This window comes from Streptomyces sp. DT224, from assembly GCF_049844595.1.
Taxonomy (GTDB): Bacteria; Actinomycetota; Actinomycetes; order Streptomycetales; family Streptomycetaceae; genus Streptomyces.
Genome location: NZ_JBNCLI010000009.1, coordinates 367,201 through 390,124, shown reverse-complemented (window position 1 = coordinate 390,124; position 22,924 = coordinate 367,201). Strand labels below are relative to the sequence as shown.

Sequence of the window (22,924 nt, the reverse complement as noted above, 5' to 3'; positions counted from 1 at the left end):
GGCTCAGTCTTCTCTCGGTCTCGATGGGGGTAGCGACTACCAGCGGTAGTGCGCGAAGGCCTTGTTGGACTCGGCCATCTTGTGGGTGTCCTCACGCTTCTTGACGGCAGCGCCAAGACCGTTCGAGGCGTCGAGCAGCTCGTTCATGAGCCGCTCGGTCATCGTCTTCTCGCGGCGGGCGCGGGAGTAACCCACGACCCAGCGGAGCGCCAGGGTGGCGGCACGACCGGGCTTGACCTCGATCGGCACCTGGTAGGTGGCGCCACCGACACGGCGGGACTTGACCTCGAGCGAGGGCTTGACGTTCTCCAGCGCGCGCTTCAGCGTGATGACCGGGTCGGCGCCGGTCTTCTCACGAAGACCCTCCATGGCGCCGTACACGATCCGCTCGGCGGTGGAACGCTTGCCGTCGAGCAGGATCTTGTTGATCAGCGACGTGACAAGAGGAGAGTTGTAGACCGGGTCGATGATGACCGGGCGCTTCGGGGCGGGGCCCTTACGAGGCATTCTTACTTCTCCTTCTTGGCGCCGTAGCGGCTGCGGGCCTGCTTGCGGTTCTTGACACCCTGGGTGTCGAGCGAGCCGCGGATGATCTTGTAACGAACACCCGGCAGGTCCTTCACACGGCCACCACGCACGAGCACGATGGAGTGCTCCTGCAGGTTGTGTCCCTCACCCGGGATGTAGGCCGTGACCTCGATGCCCGAGGTCAGACGCACACGTGCGACCTTCCGGAGCGCGGAGTTCGGCTTCTTCGGGGTGGTCGTGAACACACGCGTGCAGACGCCGCGGCGCTGGGGCGAACCCTCGAGTGCGGGCGTCTTGTTCTTCTCGACCTTGTCCTGCCGGCCCTTCCGGACCAGCTGCTGGATCGTAGGCACTACTTCTCCGGTTTCTGTGTGCCGTCGGTGAAACTAACCTGGAACGTCGCCGACCCACGCGGTCGGGTGTGTCGAATCCTGCGAGCCCGTACCGGAACGGCATGAGGAGCACGGATCACGGTGGCCGAAGACAGGCTCGCCATGCGGTTGAGGACACGCACACGAACCCAGGCACACCCCAGGCACAAGGTCTGAGCGTACCTACCTCACGGACCTGGGTCAAAACAAATGGCGTCCAGCGCGGGGGCCCGTCCCGTGCGCCCGGCTTGTCCCGACCCGTACGGATGCCTCACGGCCCCCTGAGGGCGCCTCTGAGGCCCGTACGAGCCCCGCCGGGGCCCCGGGCCCCGCCCGCCCCGGTGCGACGCTATGACGCATCACACGCCGAAGGGCGGCCACCCCGCGTACGGGATGACCGCCCTCCGGTCGTATCAAGCGACTCGCTTACTGGTTGTACGGACCGTAGTCGTAGTCCTCCAGCGGAACGGCCTGGCCGGAGCCCGTGCCGAACGGCGAGTAGTCGATGTCGTCGTAGCCGACGGCCGAGTACATCGCGGCCTTGGCCTCCTCGGTCGGCTCGACCCGGATGTTGCGGTAGCGGGACAGGCCCGTACCGGCCGGGATGAGCTTACCGATGATGACGTTCTCCTTGAGGCCGATCAGGGAGTCGGACTTGGCGTTGATCGCCGCGTCCGTCAGGACCCTGGTCGTCTCCTGGAAGGAGGCCGCGGACAGCCACGACTCCGTCGCCAGCGACGCCTTGGTGATACCCATCAGCTGCGGACGGCCGGAGGCGGGGTGACCGCCCTCGGTGACCACGCGACGGTTCTCGGTCTCGAACTTCGAGCGCTCGACGAGCTCGCCCGGCAGCAGCTCCGCGTCGCCGGACTCGATGATCGTCACGCGGCGGAGCATCTGCCGGATGATGATCTCGATGTGCTTGTCGTGGATCGACACGCCCTGCGAGTTGTAGACCTTCTGGACCTCGCCGACCAGGTGGACCTGGACCGCGCGCTGACCGAGGATCCGGAGCACGTCGTGCGGGTTGGTGGCACCCACGGTGAGCTTCTGGCCCACCTCGACGTGGTCGCCCTCGCCGACCAGGAGACGGGCGCGCTTGGAGATCGGGAAGGCGATCTCGTCGCTGCCGTCGTCCGGGGTGACGACGATCTTCTTGGTCTTCTCGGTCTCCTCGATGCGGACACGGCCCGCGGACTCGGAGATCGGGGCGACACCCTTGGGCGTACGCGCCTCGAAGAGCTCGACGACACGCGGCAGACCCTGGGTGATGTCGTCACCGGCCACACCACCGGTGTGGAAGGTACGCATCGTCAGCTGGGTACCGGGCTCACCGATGGACTGGGCAGCGATGATGCCGACCGCCTCACCGATGTCGACCAGCTTGCCGGTGGCGAGCGAGCGTCCGTAGCAGAAGGCACAGGTGCCGACCGCGGACTCACAGGTCAGGACCGAGCGGGTCTTGACCTCCTCGACGCCGGCGCCCACCAGGGCGTCGATCAGGACGTCACCGAGGTCGACGTTGGCAGGCGCGATGACCTTGCCGTCCACCACGACGTCCTCGGCGAGCATGCGGGCGTAGACCGAGGTCTCGACGTCGTCCGTCTTGCGGAGGACGCCGTCGGCACCCTTGACGGCGATCTTCAGCTTGAGGCCGCGGTCGGTGCCGCAGTCCTCCTCGCGGATGATCACGTCCTGCGAGACGTCCACCAGACGACGGGTCAGGTAACCCGAGTCGGCGGTACGCAGGGCGGTGTCCGCCAGACCCTTACGGGCACCGTGCGTGGAGATGAAGTACTCCAGAACGGTGAGGCCCTCACGGAAGGACGCCTTGATGGGACGCGGGATCGTCTCGTTCTTGGCGTTGGACACCAGACCACGCATACCGGCGATCTGACGCATCTGCATCATGTTTCCTCGGGCACCCGAGTCAACCATCATGAAGATGGGGTTCGTCTTGGGGAAGTTCTCGTTCATGGCCTCGGCAACCTCGTTGGTCGCCTTGGTCCAGATCGCGATGAGCTCCTGCGTGCGCTCGTCCTTGGTGATCAGACCGCGCTCGTACTGCTTCTGGACCTTCTCGTCCTGCTCCTCGTAGCCCTTGACGATGGCCTTCTTGGCCTCGGGCACGACGACGTCGGAGATGGCCACGGTGACGCCCGAACGGGTCGCCCAGTGGAAGCCGGCCGCCTTCAGGTTGTCGAGCGTCGCCGCCACGATGACCTTGGGGTAGCGCTCGGCGAGGTCGTTGACGATCTCGGAGAGCTGCTTCTTGCCGACCGAGTAGTCGACGAACGGGTAGTCCTCGGGCAGCAGCTCGTTGAAGAGCGCGCGGCCCAGGCTCGTCCGCAGCCGGAAGGTGTCACCCGGCTGGTACTCGGGCTCGCCCTCCTCGGCGACCGGCGGCACCCAGCCACGCGGCGGGATGGTGCCCACCGGGAAGCGGATGTCGACGGACGACTGGAGCGCCAGCTCGCCGGCGTCGAACGCCATGATCGCCTCGGCCGTGGAGCCGAACGCGCGGCCCTCGCCCTTGGTGTCACGCAGCTCGCCGTCGGTGGTCAGGAAGAACAGACCCAGCACCATGTCCTGGGTCGGCATCGTGACCGGGCGGCCGTCGGCCGGCTTGAGGATGTTGTTCGAGGACAGCATCAGGATGCGGGCCTCGGCCTGCGCCTCCGCGGACAGCGGCAGGTGCACGGCCATCTGGTCACCGTCGAAGTCCGCGTTGAACGCGGTGCAGACGAGCGGGTGGATCTGGATGGCCTTGCCCTCGACCAGCTGCGGCTCGAACGCCTGGATGCCGAGGCGGTGCAGCGTGGGCGCACGGTTCAGCAGCACCGGGTGCTCGGCGATGACCTCTTCGAGGACGTCGTACACCACGGTGCGGCCGCGCTCGACCATGCGCTTGGCCGACTTGATGTTCTGCGCGTGGTTCAGGTCGACCAGGCGCTTCATCACGAACGGCTTGAACAGCTCCAGCGCCATCGCCTTCGGCAGACCGCACTGGTGCAGCTTCAGCTGCGGACCGACGACGATCACGGAACGCGCGGAGTAGTCCACACGCTTACCGAGCAGGTTCTGACGGAAGCGGCCCTGCTTGCCCTTCAGCATGTCGCTGAGGGACTTCAGCGGGCGGTTGCCGGGTCCGGTGACCGGGCGGCCACGACGACCGTTGTCGAAGAGGGCGTCCACGGCCTCCTGGAGCATGCGCTTCTCGTTGTTCACGATGATCTCGGGCGCGCCGAGGTCGAGAAGCCGCTTCAGGCGGTTGTTGCGGTTGATCACGCGGCGGTACAGGTCGTTCAGGTCGGAGGTCGCGAAGCGGCCACCGTCCAGCTGCACCATCGGACGCAGGTCCGGCGGGATGACCGGCACGCAGTCGAGCACCATGCCCTTGGGCTTGTTGCTGGTCTGCAGGAACGCGGAGACGACCTTGAGGCGCTTGAGCGCACGGGTCTTCTTCTGGCCCTTGCCGGTACGGATGATCTCGCGGAGGCGCTCGGCCTCCTCGTCGAGGTCGAAGGACTCCAGGCGCTTCTGCAGCGCGGCGGCGCCCATGCAGCCGTCGAAGTACGTGCCGAAGCGGTCACGCAGCTCGCGGTAGAGCAGCTCGTCGCCCTCCAGGTCCTGGACCTTGAGGTTCTTGAAGCGGCTCCACACCTCGTCGAGGCGGTCGATCTCGCGCTGCGCACGGTCGCGCAGCTGCTTCATCTCGCGCTCGGCACCTTCGCGCACCTTGCGGCGCACGTCGGCCTTGGCGCCCTCGGCCTCCAGCTCGGCCAGGTCGGTCTCGAGCTTCTTGGCGCGGTTCTCCAGGTCGGAGTCGCGGCGGTTCTCGATCTGCTGGCGCTCGACGGAGACGTGGGCCTCCAGGGAGGGGAGGTCGCGGGTGCGGCGCTCCTCGTCCACGAACGTGATCATGTACGCGGCGAAGTAGATGACCTTCTCGAGGTCCTTCGGCGCGAGGTCCAGCAGGTAGCCCAGGCGCGACGGGACGCCCTTGAAGTACCAGATGTGGGTGACGGGAGCGGCGAGCTCGATGTGGCCCATGCGCTCACGGCGCACCTTGGCGCGCGTGACCTCGACGCCACAGCGCTCACAGATGATGCCCTTGAAGCGGACACGCTTGTACTTGCCGCAGTAGCACTCCCAGTCCCGGGTCGGACCGAAGATCTTCTCGCAGAAGAGTCCGTCCTTTTCGGGCTTGAGGGTGCGGTAGTTGATGGTCTCCGGCTTCTTGACCTCGCCGTGGGACCAGGTACGGATGTCGTCCGCGGTGGCAAGGCCGATCCGCAGCTCGTCGAAGAAGTTGACGTCGAGCACTTGTCGTCAATCCCTCTTTCGGGGGTTCGAGCCCTCTCGCGTCACGCGAGAAAATCGGGGCACTTCAGCAATGGTCTGAACGGGTCCGGGGAGAGCCGGCCGGATCACGGGGATCCGGCCGGCCAACCCGTCAGACCTCTTCGACGCTGCTCGGCTCGCGCCGGGACAGGTCGATACCGAGCTCCTCCGCCGCGCGGAAGACGTCCTCGTCCGTGTCGCGCATCTCGATGGACATGCCGTCCGAGGACAGCACCTCCACGTTGAGGCAGAGCGACTGCATTTCCTTGATGAGCACCTTGAAGGACTCGGGAATGCCCGGCTCGGGGATGTTCTCGCCCTTGACGATCGCCTCGTAGACCTTCACGCGGCCGGTGACGTCGTCGGACTTGATCGTCAGCAGTTCCTGGAGGGCGTAAGCGGCGCCGTAAGCCTCAAGGGCCCACACCTCCATCTCACCGAATCGCTGCCCACCGAACTGCGCCTTACCACCCAGCGGCTGCTGCGTGATCATGGAGTACGGGCCGGTCGAGCGGGCGTGGAGCTTGTCGTCGACCAGGTGGTGCAGCTTGAGGATGTACATGTAGCCGACCGAGACCGGGTCCGGGAACGGCTCGCCGGAGCGGCCGTCGAACAGCTTGGCCTTGCCGGAGGGCTGCACCAGACGCATGCCGTCGCGGTTCGGGATCGTGGCCTCGAAGAGGCCGGAGATCTCGTCCTCGCGCGCACCGTCGAAGACGGGCGTGGCGACGTTGGTGCCGGGGGCGACCTGGTCGGCGCCGATGGCCTGCAGGCGCTTGGCCCACTCGTCACCGAGGCCGGAGACGTCCCAGCCGCGGCTGGCGAGCCAGCCGAGGTGGATCTCCAGGACCTGTCCCGGGTTCATTCGGGACGGGACACCCAGCGGGTTGAGGATGATGTCGACCGGGGTGCCGTCCTCCAGGAACGGCATGTCCTCGATCGGCAGGATCTTCGAGATGACGCCCTTGTTGCCGTGACGGCCGGCGAGCTTGTCACCGTCGGTGATCTTGCGCTTCTGCGCGACGTAGACGCGGACCAGCTGGTTCACGCCCGGCGGCAGCTCGTCGCCCTCTTCGCGGTCGAAGACGCGGACGCCGATGACCTTGCCGATCTCACCGTGCGGCACCTTCAGCGAGGTGTCGCGGACCTCGCGCGCCTTCTCACCGAAGATCGCGCGGAGCAGGCGCTCCTCGGGGGTCAGCTCGGTCTCACCCTTGGGCGTGACCTTGCCGACGAGGATGTCGCCGGCGACGACCTCGGCACCGATACGGATGATGCCGCGCTCGTCCAGGTCGGCGAGGACCTCCTCGGAGACGTTCGGGATGTCCCGGGTGATCTCCTCGGGGCCGAGCTTGGTGTCACGGGCGTCGACCTCGTGCTCCTCGATGTGGATCGAGGAGAGGACGTCGTCCTGCACGAGGCGCTGCGACAGGATGATCGCGTCCTCGTAGTTGTGACCCTCCCACGGCATGAAGGCCACGAGCAGGTTCTTGCCGAGCGCCATCTCACCGAACTCGGTGGCCGGGCCGTCGGCGAGGACCTGGCCCTCGATGACGCGGTCGCCCTCGGAGACGACGACCTTCTGGTTGACCGAGGTGCCCTGGTTGGAGCGCATGAACTTGGCGATGCGGTACGTGGTGTACGTGCCGTCGTCGTTCGTGACGGTGATGTAGTCCGCGGAGACCTCCTGGACCACACCGTCCTTCTCGGCCTTCAGGACGTCACCGGCGTCGGTGGCGCAGCGGTACTCCATGCCGGTGCCGACGAGCGGCGCCTCGCTCTTGATGAGCGGGACGGCCTGGCGCATCATGTTCGCGCCCATGAGGGCACGGTTGGCGTCGTCGTGCTCCAGGAAGGGGATCATCGCGGTCGCGACGGACACCATCTGGCGCGGCGAGACGTCCATGTAGTCGACCTCGTCACCGGGGACGTAGTCGACCTCGCCGCCACGGCGGCGGACCAGGACGCGGGGCTCGGTGAAGCGCAGGTCATCGGAGAGCGTCGCGTTCGCCTGGGCGATGACGAAACGGTCTTCCTCGTCGGCGGTGACGTAGTCGACCTCGTCGGTGACCTGGCCGTCGACGACCTTGCGGTACGGCGTCTCGATGAAGCCGAACGCGTTGACGCGGCCGTACGAGGCGAGCGAACCGATCAGACCGATGTTCGGGCCTTCGGGGGTCTCGATCGGGCACATGCGTCCGTAGTGGGACGGGTGCACGTCTCGGACCTCGAAGCCCGCCCGCTCACGGGAGAGACCACCCGGGCCAAGAGCCGACAGACGGCGCTTGTGGGTGAGCCCCGACAGCGGGTTGTTCTGGTCCATGAACTGCGACAGCTGGCTGGTGCCGAAGAACTCCTTGATGGAGGCGACGACCGGCCGGATGTTGATCAGGGTCTGCGGCGTGATCGCCTCGACGTCCTGGGTCGTCATGCGCTCGCGCACGACGCGCTCCATACGGGCGAGACCCGTACGGACCTGGTTCTGGATGAGCTCGCCGACGTTGCGCAGGCGGCGGTTGCCGAAGTGGTCGATGTCGTCGGTCTCGACGACGATCGTCCGGCCGGACTCGCCGACCGTCTCGGTCTCACCGGCGTGCAGCTTGACCAGGTACTTGATGGTCGCGATGACGTCGTCGGTAGTGAGCACGCCGGCGTCCAGCGGCTCGTCCGCGCCGAGCTTCTTGTTCACCTTGTAGCGGCCGACCTTCGCGAGGTCGTAGCGCTTCGGGTTGAAGTAGAGGTTCTCGAGCAGCGTCTGAGCGGCCTCGCGGGTGGGCGGCTCGCCCGGGCGGAGCTTGCGGTAGATGTCGAGCAGCGCGTCGTCCTGGCCCTGGGTGTGGTCCTTCTCCAGGGTGGCGCGCATGGACTCGTACTCGCCGAACTCCTCGAGGATCTGCTCGGTGCTCCAGCCGAGCGCCTTCAGGAGGACGGTGACCGACTGCTTGCGCTTGCGGTCGATGCGGACACCGACCATGTCGCGCTTGTCGATCTCCATCTCCAGCCAGGCACCCCGGGAGGGGATGATCTTGGCGGAGAAGATGTCCTTGTCGGACGTCTTGTCGATCGACGAGTCGAAGTAGACACCCGGCGAGCGGACCAGCTGCGACACCACGACACGCTCGGTGCCGTTGATGACGAAGGTGCCCTTGTTGGTCATGAGCGGGAAGTCGCCCATGAAGACCGTCTGGGACTTGATCTCGCCGGTCTCGTTGTTGGTGAACTCGGCCGTGACGAAGAGCGGGGCGGCGTACGTGAAGTCGCGCTCCTTGCACTCGTCGATCGAGTTCTTCGGGGGCTCGAAGCGGTGGTCGCGGAACGTGAGCGACATCGACCCGGAGAAGTCCTCGATCGGGGAGATCTCCTCGAAGATCTCCTCCAGGCCGGACTTGGTGGGGACGTCTTGTCCACTGTCCAGAGCAGCCTCGACGCGAGCCTTCCAGGCGGCGTTGCCGAGGAGCCAGTCAAAGCTCTCGGTCTGCAGCGCGAGGAGGTTCGGAACCTCGAGGGGCTCCTTGATCTTTGCAAAAGAGATGCGCAGCGGGGCGGTGCTGGCGCCGTTGTTCGTATTCGCGGTCGAGGCGTTGCGCGAGGCGGCCAAGAGGGGGTCCTTCCGAGGGCTCGGACTCACTACGCGCGTACCGGTCCCAAACTGGACATGAGGGCAGAAAATCCCAGATCAGGGATGTTCGGTCCACGATGCTCAAGATGGGTATGCCCCTGGTGACGGGCAGGAGGCAGCTAACAGGCAGCGCAAAGGGTCAGTGTAGCCAAGTGCCACACTGATGTCCAGTCGGGGTTTTCAGAGACCCACGTTGCTCTCAACAGCTCTTCTCAACACCTATGTCCAGCCATGCGCGAGGTGCGCTCTTCTTTACTGCCCGCTCCGCCATCGATCCATGCCTCGGATTCGGATCGATTCGGCGCCGCGCCTTGAGAATTGCGCGCCGCGTGCGGTTCGTCAAGGGCCCTCCCGGTCTCGCTCGCCCTCGGGCCCGCGGACCACCGCCCGCACACCCGCGAGAGGCGCACGGCGAAGATCACCATACTCGTCGACGCGGGAAGGGCAAGGCACCCGCCTCCGGAACGCCGAAAGGCGACCACCCGAACGGGTGATCGCCTTTCGCGATGTGACTCCGCGCCTCGCGGCACGGGGGTCCTGAGGAGTCAGACGACTCCCTGGGTCACTTGACCTCGACGGAGGCGCCGGCGCCCTTGAGGGACTCGGCAGCCTTGTCCGCGGCGTCCTTCGCGACCTTCTCGAGGACGGGCTTCGGGGCGCCGTCGACGAGGTCCTTGGCCTCCTTCAGGCCGAGGGAGGTCAGCTCACGCACGACCTTGATGACCTGGATCTTCTTGTCACCGGCGGCGGTGAGGATGACGTCGAACTCGTCCTTCTCCTCCTCGGCCGGGGCAGCCGGGCCACCCTGGGCCGGGCCCGCGACGGCGACGGCCGCGGCGGCGGTGACGTCGAACTTCTCCTCGAAGGCCTTCACGAACTCGGCGAGCTCGATGAGGGTGAGCTCCTCGAACTGAGCGAGCAGGTCTTCCTGGGACAGCTTCGCCATGACAGGCGTCCTTCCACTATTCGGCAGGTGCCGGATGTATGTGTCGGCGGGCGTACACGGTGCCCGCTGGACCGCTGAGCGTGATTACTCGGCGGCCTCGGCGGGAGCCGGCGTACCGGCACCGCCCTGCTCCTCCAGCTTGACGCGAAGCGCTTCCGCGGTGCGGACGAACTTCGACGGCAGCGCCTGGAAGAGCTGCGCAGCCTGAGTCTGCTTGCCCTTCATGGCACCGGCCAGCTTGGCGAGCAGAACCTCGCGGGACTCGAGGTCCGCGAGCTGCTTGATGTCATCGGCGGACAGCGCCTTGCCGTCAAGGACACCGCCCTTGATGATCAGGTTCGGGTTGTCCTTGGCGAAGTCACGAAGACCCTTCGCCGACTCCACCGGGTCACCGGTGACGAAGGCAACCGCCGTCGGACCTGCGAACAGGTCGTCCAGCGTGTCGATCCCGGCCTCGTTGGCCGCAATCTTGGTCAGCGTGTTCTTCACCACGGCGTACTGGGCGTTCTCACCGAGCGAACGGCGCAGCTGCTTGAGCTGTGCCACGGTGAGACCCCGGTACTCGGTCAGCACGGCGGCGTTCGAGCTGCGGAACTGGTCCGCGAGCTCGGCTACCGCAGCAGCCTTGTCGGGCCTAGCCATAGCGTCGGCCTCCTTCCGGGTGATGAGGACCGCTCGAAAGGGACCGGAAAGACGAAACGCCCCGGCGCAGGCGCCAGGGCGTAGCTCGACCGAACGAAGTCCGGGAGCTCTCCATAGTCACCTGCGCAGGTCGTCCGCATCAACGGAGCCTTCGGTTGCCCGAACCCTGATGGATTCAGAACAACGACCAGCGGTCTTTGGCTTCTCAAGGAGAGTACGCGACCTGAGTCGCGCAACACAAATCCGTCCCGTTTCGACGGGTGCCGGGAGGTTTGAACTCCCAGCACCGGGTTACGAAGCGGCTCCCTGCTGCTGCTTCATGAGCTCCGTGAAGTCGACGGTCTGGGCGGCCGGCGGGGCCTCGACGGACACCTTCACGCCGTAGTCGCTGTAGTACACCGTGGAGTTGAGCTCGCCGGTCTGCATCTCGCCGCGCTCGGTCTTCTTCACCAGCAGATCGTTCTCGTCCACCCAGATGTCGATCTTCTCGGTGGTGATCCCGGACGTGGCCAGCTGCTCCTTGAGCTGCGCGATCTCGTCGGCGTCCAGGCTGCTGTTCTTGGCGGTCAGCTCGGCGACGTCGACCGTGCCCGAGTAGTGCGTGGCGCGGACGCCGCGCACGTCCTCCTGGCCGACCTTCTTCACGTCTCCGGAGGCCAGCAGGGACTTCACCCCCTGCTCCGGGGTGCTGTTCTGCATCTGGTCCTTCATCGCGGCGCCCGCTGCGCCGGAGAGCTTGGCCATGTCGTCGTAGCTGTAGCTGATCCAGCGCTTGCCGCCGGTCTGCCGGGCCATGGCGTCGCCCATGTCCACCACGTACCCGTCCTTGAGGTAACGGGCCTCCATCGAGCCGTCGCTGCCGAGCTGCTTCATGCTGTCGGCCATGGCGCCGCCGGTGGAGGTGATCTTCAGCGTGCCGGTGATGCCGTCGGACCAGTCGATGGCGCCCTGCTGCTTGGCGGACATCGCGCTGCCCATGGTCGTCGTGCCGTCGATCCGCGCGGAGTGCGCCTGGCCGGTCTTCTTCTGTACGGCGACCAGCGCGGCGATCGGATCGACCTTCACCACGGAACCGCCGCGGCTCCCGCTCTTGCCGGAGCCCTTGCTCGTACCCCCGTCGTCCGATCCGCCACAGGCCGCCACCGAGGTCAGCGCCGCCACTACAGCGACGGACAGACCCACGCGCCGTACGGTATTGGTCAACATCTTCGACTCCACCCCTCGTCCGACTCTCGGGCACCCACGCCAACGCAGGGCTCCGACAGTCATGTCCACGTACGAATGAGGACGAGCCCCGCACCTCGAAAGGTTGCGGGGCCCGTCCCATGTCACACGTGACGCGACGGTCGTACGAGCGCGGAGGCTCAGACGGCGGCCGGGTCCTCCTCGACGAGGAGGTTACGGGTGCGGTTGGAGTCCAGCGGGATGCCGGGGCCCATCGTGGTCGCCAGGGCGGCCTTCTTGATGTAACGGCCCTTCGCCGCGGACGGCTTGAGGCGGAGGACCTCTTCCAGCGCCGCTGCGTAGTTCTCCACCAGCTTGGTCTCGTCGAAGGAGACCTTGCCGATGATGAAGTGCAGGTTCGAGTGCTTGTCGACGCGGAACTCGATCTTGCCGCCCTTGATGTCGTTGACAGCCTTCGCGACATCGGGGGTGACCGTACCGGTCTTCGGGTTCGGCATCAGACCACGCGGACCGAGCACTCGGCCGAGGCGGCCGACCTTGCCCATGAGGTCCGGGGTCGCGACGACGGCGTCGAAGTCCAGACGGCCCTTCGCCACCTCGTCGATGAGCTCGTCGGAGCCGACGATGTCGGCGCCGGCGGCTTCCGCGGCCGCAGCACGGTCACCGGTCGCGAAGACCAGGACCCGGGCGGTCTTGCCGGTGCCGTGCGGGAGGTTCACGGTGCCGCGGACCATCTGGTCGGCCTTGCGCGGGTCAACACCCAGGCGGAAGGCGACCTCGACGGTGCCGTCGAACTTCGTGGTGGCGGTCTCCTTGGCGAGACGGACGGCCTCGAGCGGGGCGTACAGGCGCTCCCGGTCGATCTTGGCGTCCGCAGCGCGGAGGTTCTTGCTGCGCTTCACTTCTACTCCTGTGGTTTTCAGAGTGTGGAGTCGTGGTGCGGACCAGCGCCGGTCCTACCACTGAGGGAGTGGGGCTGAATCAGCCTTCGACCGTGATGCCCATGGAACGGGCGGTGCCAGCGATGATCTTCGACGCGGCGTCGAGGTCGTTGGCGTTCAGGTCGGGGAGCTTCGTCGTGGCGATCTCGCGGACCTGGGCGGCCGTCAGCTTGGCGACCTTGGTCTTGTGCGGCTCGCCGGAGCCCTTCTCCACACCCGCGGCCTTGAGGATCAGCTTGGCGGCCGGCGGAGTCTTGGTGATGAAGGTGAAGGAGCGGTCCTCGTAGACCGTGATCTCCACCGGCACGACCATGCCACGCTGCGACTCGGTCGCGGCGTTGTAGGCCTTGCAGAACTCCATGATGTTGACGCCGTGCTGACCCAGCGCGGGGCCGACCGGCGGGGCCGGGTTGGCCGCACCGGCGTTGATCTGGAGCTTGATAAGCCCCGTGACCTTCTTCTTCTTGGGAGGCATGTGCTCTCTCCGGGTCCTAGTGAGAGTTTTCGCCGTCATCCGGTCATCCGGATGCAGGCATACCGCACAACGATAACGGGTATAGCTGCGCGACCAAAAACCGAGCAGGTCAGACCGGCTGCGAGAGCCTGTCTGACCTGCTCGGTAGGCATGTGTCCAGAAGCGGGCGGAAAGCTCAGTTCTTCTGGATCTGGTCGAAGCTCAGCTCGACCGGGGTCTCGCGACCGAAGATCTCGACAAGGCCCTTGACCTTCTTCGAGTCGGCGTTGATCTCGTTGATCGTCGCCTGCAGCGTCGCGAACGGGCCGTCGGTGACGGTGACCGAGTCGCCGACCTCGAAGTCGAGGACCTCGACGGTGACCTTGCGGGCCGGAGCCGGCTTGCCCTCGGCCTCTGCGGCCTCGCGGGCGGCCTTCTCCTCGGCCTCGGGGGCGAGCATCTTGACGATCTCGTCCAGCGTCAGCGGGTACGGGTCGTAGGCGTTGCCCACGAAGCCGGTGACGCCGGGGGTGTTGCGGACGACGCCCCAGGACTCGTTCGTCAGGTCCATGCGCACCAGGACGTAGCCCGGGAGCTTGTTCTGGCGGACGTTCTTGCGCTCACCGTTCTTGATCTGGACGATTTCCTCCTCAGGCACCTCGGCCTGATAGATGAACTCCTCCACGTTCAGCGAGACGGCGCGCTGCTCCAGGTTGGCCTTCACACGCTTCTCGTAACCGGCGTACGTGTGGATGACGTACCACTCGCCCGGCAGCCCGCGGAGCTCCTCGCGCAGGGCCGTGACGGGGTCGACGGGCTCGGCCGGCTCGGCCTCCTCCTCGTCGGCCGCGTCCGCGGTCTCCTCGGCGGTGTCCTCGGACGCGTCGTCGCCGGCCTCGGGGGCCTCGTCGGCGCCGGCCTCGGCCTGGTCCGACTCCTCGGCGTCCGCCGCCTCGACGATGTCGAGCTCGTCCTCGGCGGACTCGAAGGCGCCCGCCGTCGGCTCGACGGCGTCGTTCAGGTTCGGGTCAGACACGGTGGCTTCTTCCTGGATACATATGGGTGGAACATGCGAAAGGGGCGCCCATCAGGCGCCCTTCGCGTGGATCAGCCGAAGACGTACTTGACGACCCGCGCGAAACCGAAGTCAATCACGGTTACGAGGCCGATCATGACGACGACGAACGCAATCACCACACTGGTGTACGTCGTCAGCTGGTTGCGCGTCGGCCAGACGACCTTGCGGAGCTCCGCGACGATCTGGCGGTAGAAGAGCGCGAGACGGCCCAGAGGGCCCTTCTTGCCGCGCTTGCCGCCCTTCCGGGTCTTCTTGGACTCGGGGGCCTCGTCCTCGGCATCAGGCTTGTCGATGGAGCCCACGGCGTCCGTCACGCTTCTCACCTGATTCCGGGTCATGGCCGTGCCGCGCCCGGTGGAGCCGCACGGCGGTGCATTGAAGTACGTACATGCGCACACATCCTGGCGAAGGAGTGTGTAGCAGGGCCGGAGGGACTTGAACCCCCAACCGCTGGTTTTGGAGACCAGTGCTCTACCAATTGAGCTACGACCCTTTGTGGATTCCACCAACCTACCGCATGTTCCCGGATGACCCGAGTGCAGGAACGGTGCGGCTGATGAAGGCCAACGACAGGAGAGTGTACGTGCTCAGCGGCCCCGCGTCGAACAGAAAGCTGCTGATCGCTCCTGGTCGCTTCGTGTCCGCATGCTGTCCGAGTGCTGTCCGGTCCCTGAAACCCCTGTGCCGACGCGGAAAACGGTCTGCGAGCATGGGGGCCATGAGCGCTGCTACTTCTCCGTCCGAGAGCCGGGTCTCCGCCCGCATCGGTGCCATCTCCGAGTCCGCCACCCTCGCCGTCGACGCCAAGGCCAAGGCCCTCAAGGCCGCCGGCCGCCCGGTGATCGGCTTCGGTGCCGGCGAGCCCGACTTCCCGACGCCCGGCTACATCGTGGACGCCGCCGTCGAGGCGTGCCGCACCCCGAAGTACCACCGCTACACCCCGGCGGGCGGGCTCCCCGAGCTCAAGGCCGCCATCGCGGAGAAGACGCTGCGCGACTCCGGTTACGAGGTCGACGCCTCCCAGGTCTTGGTGACCAACGGCGGCAAGCAGGCGATCTACGAGGCGTTCGCCGCGATCCTCGACCCGGGCGACGAGGTCATCGTCCCGGCCCCGTACTGGACCACCTACCCCGAGTCGATCCGGCTGGCCGGCGGTGTCCCGGTGGAGGTCGTGGCCGACGAGACCACCGGTTACCGGGTCTCCGTGGAGCAGCTGGAGGCGGCCCGTACGGAGCGTACGAAGGTCGTCCTGTTCGTCTCCCCGTCCAACCCGACCGGCGCGGTGTACAGCGAGGCGGACACCGAGGCGATCGGCCGCTGGGCCGTCGAGCACGGCCTGTGGGTGCTGACCGACGAGATCTACGAGCACCTGGTCTACGGGGACGCCAAGTTCACCTCGATGCCGGCCGTCGTGCCCGAGCTGCGCGACAAGTGCATCGTGGTCAACGGCGTCGCCAAGACGTACGCGATGACCGGCTGGCGCGTCGGGTGGATCGTCGGCCCCAAGGACGTCGTGAAGGCCGCGACCAACCTCCAGTCGCACGCCACCTCCAACGTCGCCAACGTCTCGCAGGCCGCCGCCCTCGCCGCCATCTCGGGCAACCTGGACGCGGTCGCCGAGATGCGCACCGCCTTCGACCGGCGCCGCAAGACCATCGTGCGGATGCTCAACGACATCGACGGCGTGTTCTGCCCGGAGCCCGAGGGCGCCTTCTACGCGTACCCGTCGGTCAAGGAGCTGCTCGGCAGGGAGATCCGCGGCAAGCGCCCGCAGACCTCGGTGGAGCTGGCCGCGCTGATCCTGGACGAGGCCGAGGTGGCGGTCGTCCCGGGCGAGGCGTTCGGCACGCCGGGCTACCTCCGCCTGTCGTACGCGCTGGGCGACGACGACCTGGTCGAGGGCGTCTCGCGGCTCCAGAAGCTGCTGGGCGAGGCGAAGGCGTAACCACCGCCCTCCTCCTGCGGAAAGCGACCCCCGGTTCCCGGACCGGGGGTCGCTTTCGCGTTCGAGGGGGCACCCGATGGGGAAAGCGGCTACCGCGCCGCCCCCTCTGTGCGGCAGGATCTTGCAATGGAACGTGATGTACGGCTGCTGCCCAAGGCCCACCTGCACCTGCACTTCACCGGGTCGATGCGGCCCACGACGCTGCTGGAGCTCGCCGACAAGTACGGGGTGCGGCTGCCCGAGGCCCTGACCGGCGGCGAGCCGCCCAAGCTGCGCGCCACGGACGAACGCGGCTGGTTCCGCTTCCAGCGGCTGTACGACATCGCCCGGTCGTGCCTGCGGGCCCCCGAGGACATCCAGCGCCTGGTGCGCGAGGCCGCCCAGGAGGACGTAGCGGACGGCTCCGGCTGGCTGGAGATCCAGGTCGACCCCACCTCGTACGCGCCCCTGCTCGGCGGGCTGATCCCGGCGATCGAGATCATCCTGGACGCGGTGGACGCCGCCTCGCGCGAGACCGGGCTGCCGATCCGCGTGGTCATCGCGGCGAACCGGATGAAGCACCCGCTGGACGCCAGGACCCTCGCGCGCCTCGCCGTGCGGTACGCGGACCGGGGCGTCGTCGGCTTCGGCCTCTCCAACGACGAACGGCGCGGCATGGCCCGTGACTTCGACCGGGCGTTCGCCATCGCCCGGGAGGGCGGTCTGCTGGCCGCCCCGCACGGCGGTGAGCTGTCGGGCCCGTCCAGTGTCCGCGACTGCCTGGACGACCTCGACGCGGCCCGCGTGGGGCACGGCGTGCGCGCCGCCGAGGACCCCCGGCTGCTGCGCCGGCTCGCGGAGGCGGGGGTCACCTGCGAGGTGTGCCCCGCGTCCAATGTGGCGCTCGGCGTCTACGAGAAGCCCGCGGACGTCCCCCTGCGCACGCTGTTCGACGCCGGGGTGCCGCTGGCCCTCGGCGCGGACGACCCGCTGCTGTTCGGCTCCCGGCTGGCCGCGCAGTACGACCTGGTACGCCGCCACCACGCGTTCAGCGACGAGGAGCTGGCCGAGCTGGCCCGCCAGTCGGTGCGCGGTTCCACGGCGCCGGAGCCGGTGCGGGCGGAGTTGCTGGCGGGGGTCGACGCGTGGCTGGCGGGGCCGGTGGACTGAGTCTCAGCCGGCGAGGCCGTTGAGCAGGGTGCGGGCCAGGGACGCCGCGAAGTCGTCCAGCGGCTGGGGCGGTTCGCCGGTGTCCGTGGCGTCGTAGGCGAACGCGCGCTGGGCGCAGGCGCCGAGGAGCAGCGAGGCGGCCGCGTAGGTGTCGGCGTCGGGCCGGACGCGGCCGGCGGCCTGTTCGGCCCGCAGATACGTGGCGACGCCGCGTATGGGCAGGTGGGGGCCGGTGCCCAGCTCGCGCATGGCCGCGTCGTGGCGCTCCTTGAGCCTCGGTTCGGCGTACAGGGAGGCGGCGATCGGGAAGCTCTGCTCGTAGAACAGGGCGGCCTGGCGGGCGATGCCGGTGAGGTTCTCCTCGACCGACCGCTCCCCCGCGCCGGGGTCCGCGATGAGGTCACGCAGGTCGACCTTGGGCAGCCGTTCCTGGAGGACCGTCACGAACAGCTCCTCCTTGCTGAGGAAGTGCTTGTAGAGCGCGGCCTCCGAGCAGCCGGCGGCCTTGGCGATCTCCTTGGTGGTGGTCCGGGCCAGGCCCTTGGTGAGCATGAGCTGGTGGGCGGCGTCGACGAGGCGGACGCGGGCCGGCTTCTGCTCCATGGGCACTCCGATAAGGCTTGACGGGTGAGTGATTACCCACCCACTCTAGAGGTGAGTGAACACTTACCCACCTCGAAGGGGTGTGCCATGAAGCTCACGGTTTTCGGTGCGACCGGCGGTATCGGGCAGGAGATCGTCCGCCAGGCGGTGGCGGCGGGGCACGAGGTGACGGCGGTGGTCCGCGACCCCGCCCGGCTCCCGGTCCCGCTCTCGGACGTCACGGTGCACACCGCCGCCCGGGTGGACGACCCGGAGGCGCTGCGGGAGGCGGTGGCGGGCCGGGACGCGGTCCTCTCCGGCCTCGAGTCCAGGGGCCGCAAGGCCGACGGGATCGCCGAGCGGCTGACCCGTGCCGTGCTGACGGCCATGGAGGCGGAGGGCACCCGGCGGCTGCTGGTGGTCAGCGCCGCCCCGGTCGCCCCCACGCCCGCCGGCGAGCCGCTGCTCGACCGGATGATGCTCTCGCTGATCGGCACGGTCCTCAAGGAGGTGTACGCGGATCTCACCGCGATGGAGGCCGCCCTGGCGGCCTCGTTCACGGACTGGACGTCGGTGCGGCCCCCCAAGCTGACGAACGGGCCCCTGACGGGCACCTACCGGACGGTGGTCGGCGGCAACCCGCGCAGCGGCCGGTCCATCTCCCGGGCCGACGTGGCCCACGCGATGCTGGCGCTGACCGACGACCCGGCGTCGGTGAAGCAGGGCGTGGGCGTGGCGTACTGAGGCCCGGTGGCCCGAGGGCCGGGCGGCCCGGGGCCCCGGGTCGCGCTACAGGCTGACGCCCACCGTCACCGGTTCGTTGACCAGGGTGACGCCGAAGGCCGCGTGCACCCCGGCCACGACCTCGCGCGCCAGGGCGAGCAGGTCCTCCGTGGTCGCCGCGCCCCGGTTGGTGAGGGCGAGCGTGTGCTTGGTGGAGATGCGGGCGGGTCCGGTGCCGTAGCCCTTGGTGAAGCCGGCCCGGTCGATGAGCCAGGCGGCGGAGGTCTTGGTGCGCCCCTCACCGGCGGGGAAGGCGGGGGGCGTCACATCGGGGCCGAGCCGGTCGGCGACCCGGGCCAGGAACGCGTCGAAGTCGGCCTGTTCCAGGACCGGGTTGGTGAAGAAGGACCCGGCCGACCAGGTGTCGTGGTCCTCGGGGTCCAGCACCATGCCCTTGCCGGCGCGCAGGCGGAGCACGGTTTCGCGGGCCTCGGCGGCGGGAACGCGGTCCCCTTCCTGGACGCCCATGGTCCGCGCGGTCTCCGGGTACTTCAGGGGCGCCGAGAGCCCGCCGGCCTCCTCCAGACCGAAGCGGACGCGCAGCACCACATACCGGTCGGGCTCGGCCTTGAAGCGGCTGTGCCGGTAGGAGAAGGCGCACTCGGAGTTGGGCAGGACGACGGTTTCCCGGGTGCGCCGGTCGTAGGCGACGACCTCCGTGATGGTGGAGGACACCTCCTGTCCGTACGCCCCGACGTTCTGGATCGGCGTTGCACCGGCCGAGCCGGGGATGCCGGCCAGGCATTCGAGGCCCGCGAGGCCGGCCTCCACGGTCCGGGTCACGGCGTCGGTCCAGACCTCGCCGGCGGCCAGTTCCAGGGAGCCGCCGTCGAGGACGAAGCCCTTGGTGGCGATGCGCAGGGCGGTGCCCTCGAAGCCCTTGTCGCCGATGACCAGGTTGCTGCCGCCGCCGATGATCAGGAGCGGGGTGCCGCTGTCGTCGGCCTCGCGCACGGCGTCGATCACCTCGGTGTCCGTGGTGGCCGTGAGGAGCCGGGTGGCGGGGCCGCCGAGCCGGAAGGTGGTCAGGGGGGCGAGGGGGGCGTCGTGGAGTTCCTGCACGGGGACAAGGGTACGGTCCGTGGCCCCGCCGTCCGGGCGGGGCCACGGACCGCGTGGCGTGTGCGGGATGCGTCAGGCGGGTACGGAGACCGGTTCCTCGGTGCGGGTCTCGGTCCCGGCCGTCCCGACGGCGGGCTCCTGCGCACCGGTGACGCGGCGGCCGGGGATCATCAGGGCGACGAGCGCGGCCAGGGCGACGACTCCGGCGCCGATCCAGACGGCCGGCACGGTCCCGTCGGTGAAGGACTGCGCGGAGCCGAGGCCGCCCTGCGCCGTGAAGACGGTGGTGAGCACGGCGACCCCGAGGGCGCCGCCGACCTCGCGCAGGGCGTTGTTGGCGCCGGACGCGATGCCCTGCTCACCGGGGCGGACGCTGGACATCACCAGGCCGGCGGCCGGCGCGAAGTACAGGGCCATCCCGATGCCGCCGATGATCAGGCCGGGCAGCTGCGAGACGTAGGAGGCGTCCGGGGCGATGACCAGGGCGAACAGTGCGAGGCCGAGCGCTTGGAGGGCGAGTCCGGTCACGACCACCGGGCGTCCGCCGAACCGGTCGGAGAGCATTCCGGCGATGGGGGCGACGAGCATCGGCATGCCGGTCCAGGGCAGCATCCGCAGCCCGGCCTCGGCGGGCGAGTAGCCCAGGACGCCCTGGAAGTACTGGCTGAGCAGGAAGATCGCGCCGAACATCCCCAGGTACATCAGCATGCTGGCGACGTTGATGCCGAAGAAGCCGCGGTCCCGGAAGAGCCGCATGGGGAGCATGGGCTTGCGGCCCCGGAAGCCGTGGCGGACGAAGGCGCCGATGAGCGCGGTGCCTGCGATGAGGGAGGTCAGGACGGTCGGGCTGGTCCAGCCGTCGGCGTTGGCGTTGACGAGGCCGTAGACGATGCCGAAGAGGCCGCCGCTGACGAGGAGGGTGCCGGGGACGTCGAGGCGGGCGCCGGGGGCGTGCGACTCCGCGAGGCGGAAGCGGGCGAGCGGCAGCAGGAGCAGGCCGATCGGGACGTTGAGCCAGAAGATCCACTGCCAGGAGATGTGCTCGGTGAGGCTGCCGCCGATCAGGGGTCCGCTGGCCACGGCGAGGCCGGTCACGGCGCTGAAGATGCCGAGCGCCATGCCCCGGCGGGCGGGCGCCACGGCGGCCGTGAGCAGGGTGAGCGTGAGCGGCATCATGATCGCGGCGCCGACGCCCTGGACGGCGCGGAAGGCGATGAGTTCGCTGATGCCGGGCGAGAGGGCTGCCGCGGCGGACGCGCCGGTGAAGACGGTGAGGCCGGTGAGGAAGAGCCGTCGGCGGCCGAAGCGGTCACCGAGGGCGGCGCCGAACATCAGCAGGACGGCGAAGGTGAGCGTGTAGGCGTTGACCGTCCACTCCAACTCCTCCATCTCCCCGCCGAGGCTTTCGCGAATGGACGGCAGGGCGGTGGTGACGACGAGGTTGTCGAGGGCCGCCATGAAGCCGGCGACGCTGGTGATGACGAGGGCCCAGGCCGCTCCCGCGCGGCCTTTCGATTGCTGGTTCACTGCTCCCCCTGAGGGTTAGTTATTGATTACTAACTTTTCCGGGCAGAAAACCGGGCGGAACCCGGGGTGGGACGCGCTCAGGAGACCGGCTGGGCGGAGGCGTAGAAACCGGACCAGAGCCGGTGTCCGGCCGGAAAGCCGAGCGAGGTCAGCGTGTTGGCGAGCATGCCGTACGCGAGGAACGTGGTGGTGTCGTCCACCTCGGCACCGAGCGCGAGGTGGACGGAGTCGAAGAGCTCCACCCAGTCGGCCCGCGCCGATTCGCCGAACTCGCGATCACCGGCGGCTTCGGCCGCGGCGACGGCGGCGTATGTCTGCATCTGCATGAGCACCTTGTCGGGGTCGTCGGCGACCAGCAGCTGATAGGCCCTGGCCATGGCGTGGAGCGCCTCCTCGCCTTCCAGCCCTTCGGCCGCCTCCACGAAGACCCGCCGGATCTCCGCGAAGCAGCGCCCGGAGGCCGCGAGGAACATCGCCTGCTTATTGGGGAAGAGCCGGAAGAGGTACGGCTGCGAGACACCGACCCGCTTGGCGATCGCCTCCGTCGAGGTGGCTCTGTATCCACCACGGGCGAACTCGGTGATCGCCGCACGGATGACGCTCTCGCGTCGCTCATCTGCACTCATCCTTGCCATGCTCTTAAGTTAGTACTCAATCACTAACTTCGTCAAGGGCGGGCATCGGACGGAGTCGCGGGCGACGTACGCGTAAGGGGCACGGCCCATGGACCGTGCCCCTTACCTCACGTCGCGTCACCTCTAGGCGAGCCGCACCACGGCCCGGGACATGCCCAGGACCTTCTTGCCGTCGCTCATGACCGTCAGGTCGACCCGCACCCGCCGGTCGTCCAGCAGCGCGCCCACCTTGCCGCTGACCTCGATCCGGGCACCCTTGTCGTCGTCCGGGACCACGACGGGCTTGGTGAAGCGCACCCCGTACTCGACCACCGCGCCCGGGTCGCCGGTCCAGTCCGTGACCACGCGGATCGCCTCGGCCATGGTGAACATGCCGTGCGCGATCACGTCGGGCAGCCCGACCTCGCGCGCGAAGCGCTCGTTCCAGTGGATCGGGTTGAAGTCGCCCGAGGCACCCGCGTACCGCACGAGCGTCGCCCGGGTGACGGCGAAGGACCGCGCCGGCAGCTCCGTACCGACCTCGACCGACTCGTAACTCACCTTCGCCGTCATCACGCCTCCTCGGCGGCGCGCGCCACCAGCTTCGTCCAGGCGGTCACGACCAGCTCACCGGACTCGTCGTGCACGTCACCGCGGACGTCCAGGATGTCGTTGCCCGCCATCGACTTCACGGCCTCGATGGTCGAGACGACCGACAACCGGTCGCCGGCCCGCACGGGGCGGACGTAGACGAATTTCTGGTCGCCGTGCACGACCCGGCTGTAGTCCAGACCGAGCTGCGGGTCCTCGATGACCTGGCCGGCGGCCTTGAAGGTGATCGAGAACACGAAGGTCGGCGGCGCGATCACATCGGCGTGGCCGAGCGCCGCGGCGGCCTCGGGATCGGTGTACGCGGGGTGGGCGTCGCCCACGGCCTCGGCGAACTCGCGGATCTTCTCCCGTCCGACCTCGTACGGCGCGGTGGGCGGATAGGTCCGTCCCACGAAGGACTGGTCGAGCGCCATGAACTCGCAACCTCCTGATGAAAGATCGTCTGGGCCGGCCTGCAGCGGCGTCCGGCACCATTCAACGCCACACCCGCCGCACAACGACACGAGGCCGCCCCCCGAAGGGAACGGCCTCGTGTACGAGCC

General features: G+C 68.3%; 20 protein-coding genes and 1 tRNA gene. 3 read left to right on the top strand and 18 right to left on the bottom strand.

What is annotated here, in order from left to right; all coding sequences use genetic code 11:
* Positions 1-36: 36 nt before the first annotated feature.
* The 12 genes from rpsG to ACLQ2N_RS24370 form a co-directional block, all read right to left on the bottom strand.
* Positions 37-507, bottom strand: coding sequence for a 30S ribosomal protein S7 (rpsG, locus tag ACLQ2N_RS24425; RefSeq protein ID WP_073964452.1), 471 nt, complete (start codon positions 505-507; stop codon positions 37-39).
* A gap of 2 nt (positions 508-509) precedes the next feature.
* Positions 510-881, bottom strand: coding sequence for a 30S ribosomal protein S12 (gene rpsL / locus ACLQ2N_RS24420; protein WP_003948652.1), 372 nt, complete (start codon positions 879-881; stop codon positions 510-512).
* Positions 882-1,325: 444 nt separating this feature from the next.
* Positions 1,326-5,225 (bottom strand): DNA-directed RNA polymerase subunit beta', encoded by a 3,900-nt coding sequence (locus ACLQ2N_RS24415; protein WP_164398880.1) that lies wholly within the window; start codon positions 5,223-5,225, stop codon positions 1,326-1,328.
* A 130-nt stretch (positions 5,226-5,355) separates the two neighbouring features.
* Positions 5,356-8,841, bottom strand: coding sequence for a DNA-directed RNA polymerase subunit beta (rpoB, locus tag ACLQ2N_RS24410; RefSeq protein ID WP_425816255.1), 3,486 nt, complete (start codon positions 8,839-8,841; stop codon positions 5,356-5,358).
* A gap of 583 nt (positions 8,842-9,424) precedes the next feature.
* The gene (gene rplL, locus ACLQ2N_RS24405; protein ID WP_073964461.1) at positions 9,425-9,808 is read right to left on the bottom strand and encodes a 50S ribosomal protein L7/L12; all 384 of its coding nucleotides are present in this window, start codon (positions 9,806-9,808) and stop codon (positions 9,425-9,427) included.
* Positions 9,809-9,892: 84 nt separating this feature from the next.
* Positions 9,893-10,450: a 50S ribosomal protein L10 gene (rplJ, locus tag ACLQ2N_RS24400; RefSeq protein ID WP_018101258.1), complete on the bottom strand. Its 558-nt coding sequence runs from the start codon at positions 10,448-10,450 to the stop codon at positions 9,893-9,895.
* 291 nt (positions 10,451-10,741) lie between these two features.
* Positions 10,742-11,656 (bottom strand): hypothetical protein, encoded by a 915-nt coding sequence (locus ACLQ2N_RS24395; RefSeq protein ID WP_425816254.1) that lies wholly within the window; start codon positions 11,654-11,656, stop codon positions 10,742-10,744.
* 158 nt (positions 11,657-11,814) lie between these two features.
* Complete coding sequence (rplA, locus tag ACLQ2N_RS24390) at positions 11,815-12,537, bottom strand: 50S ribosomal protein L1 (protein ID WP_425816253.1); 723 nt, start codon at positions 12,535-12,537, stop codon at positions 11,815-11,817.
* Between the two features lie 79 nt (positions 12,538-12,616).
* On the bottom strand, positions 12,617-13,051 hold the full coding sequence (rplK, locus tag ACLQ2N_RS24385; protein ID WP_018101261.1) for a 50S ribosomal protein L11: 435 nt from the start codon (positions 13,049-13,051) through the stop codon (positions 12,617-12,619).
* A gap of 175 nt (positions 13,052-13,226) precedes the next feature.
* On the bottom strand, positions 13,227-14,066 hold the full coding sequence (gene nusG, locus ACLQ2N_RS24380; RefSeq protein WP_425816252.1) for a transcription termination/antitermination protein NusG: 840 nt from the start codon (positions 14,064-14,066) through the stop codon (positions 13,227-13,229).
* 71 nt (positions 14,067-14,137) lie between these two features.
* Positions 14,138-14,422 carry a preprotein translocase subunit SecE gene (secE, locus tag ACLQ2N_RS24375; RefSeq protein ID WP_164398884.1) on the bottom strand — a complete coding sequence of 95 codons (285 nt, stop codon included), beginning with the start codon at positions 14,420-14,422 and terminating at the stop codon, positions 14,138-14,140.
* A 106-nt stretch (positions 14,423-14,528) separates the two neighbouring features.
* Positions 14,529-14,601, bottom strand: a tRNA-Trp gene (locus ACLQ2N_RS24370).
* Between the two features lie 225 nt (positions 14,602-14,826).
* Here ACLQ2N_RS24370 and ACLQ2N_RS24365 point away from each other — a divergent pair.
* Both ACLQ2N_RS24365 and ACLQ2N_RS24360 read left to right on the top strand, forming a co-directional pair.
* Complete coding sequence (locus ACLQ2N_RS24365; protein ID WP_425816251.1) at positions 14,827-16,053, top strand: pyridoxal phosphate-dependent aminotransferase; 1,227 nt, start codon at positions 14,827-14,829, stop codon at positions 16,051-16,053.
* A 126-nt stretch (positions 16,054-16,179) separates the two neighbouring features.
* Positions 16,180-17,202, top strand: a complete 1,023-nt coding sequence (locus tag ACLQ2N_RS24360) for an adenosine deaminase (RefSeq protein ID WP_425816250.1) — start codon at positions 16,180-16,182, stop codon at positions 17,200-17,202.
* Between the two features lie 3 nt (positions 17,203-17,205).
* On the opposite strand, the gene ACLQ2N_RS24355 is transcribed toward ACLQ2N_RS24360, so the two are convergent.
* Positions 17,206-17,805: a TetR/AcrR family transcriptional regulator gene (locus ACLQ2N_RS24355; RefSeq protein ID WP_425816249.1), complete on the bottom strand. Its 600-nt coding sequence runs from the start codon at positions 17,803-17,805 to the stop codon at positions 17,206-17,208.
* An 87-nt stretch (positions 17,806-17,892) separates the two neighbouring features.
* Between ACLQ2N_RS24355 and ACLQ2N_RS24350 the strand changes: the two genes are divergently transcribed.
* Positions 17,893-18,528 carry an NAD(P)-dependent oxidoreductase gene (locus ACLQ2N_RS24350; protein WP_425816248.1) on the top strand — a complete coding sequence of 212 codons (636 nt, stop codon included), beginning with the start codon at positions 17,893-17,895 and terminating at the stop codon, positions 18,526-18,528.
* A gap of 45 nt (positions 18,529-18,573) precedes the next feature.
* Here the strand turns inward: ACLQ2N_RS24350 and ACLQ2N_RS24345 are convergent, their stop codons facing one another.
* From ACLQ2N_RS24345 to ACLQ2N_RS24325, 5 genes are all read right to left on the bottom strand, one after another.
* Complete coding sequence (locus tag ACLQ2N_RS24345) at positions 18,574-19,629, bottom strand: UDP-N-acetylmuramate dehydrogenase (protein ID WP_425816247.1); 1,056 nt, start codon at positions 19,627-19,629, stop codon at positions 18,574-18,576.
* A gap of 72 nt (positions 19,630-19,701) precedes the next feature.
* Positions 19,702-21,156 (bottom strand): MFS transporter, encoded by a 1,455-nt coding sequence (locus tag ACLQ2N_RS24340; protein ID WP_425816246.1) that lies wholly within the window; start codon positions 21,154-21,156, stop codon positions 19,702-19,704.
* Positions 21,157-21,233: 77 nt separating this feature from the next.
* The gene (locus ACLQ2N_RS24335; protein ID WP_425816245.1) at positions 21,234-21,782 is read right to left on the bottom strand and encodes a TetR/AcrR family transcriptional regulator; all 549 of its coding nucleotides are present in this window, start codon (positions 21,780-21,782) and stop codon (positions 21,234-21,236) included.
* 132 nt (positions 21,783-21,914) lie between these two features.
* Complete coding sequence (locus ACLQ2N_RS24330; RefSeq protein ID WP_425816244.1) at positions 21,915-22,343, bottom strand: MaoC family dehydratase; 429 nt, start codon at positions 22,341-22,343, stop codon at positions 21,915-21,917.
* Positions 22,343-22,795 (bottom strand): FAS1-like dehydratase domain-containing protein, encoded by a 453-nt coding sequence (locus ACLQ2N_RS24325; protein WP_383297943.1) that lies wholly within the window; start codon positions 22,793-22,795, stop codon positions 22,343-22,345. The genes ACLQ2N_RS24330 and ACLQ2N_RS24325 overlap by 1 nt, the downstream gene beginning before the upstream one ends.
* Between the last annotated feature and the right edge of the window lie 129 nt (positions 22,796-22,924).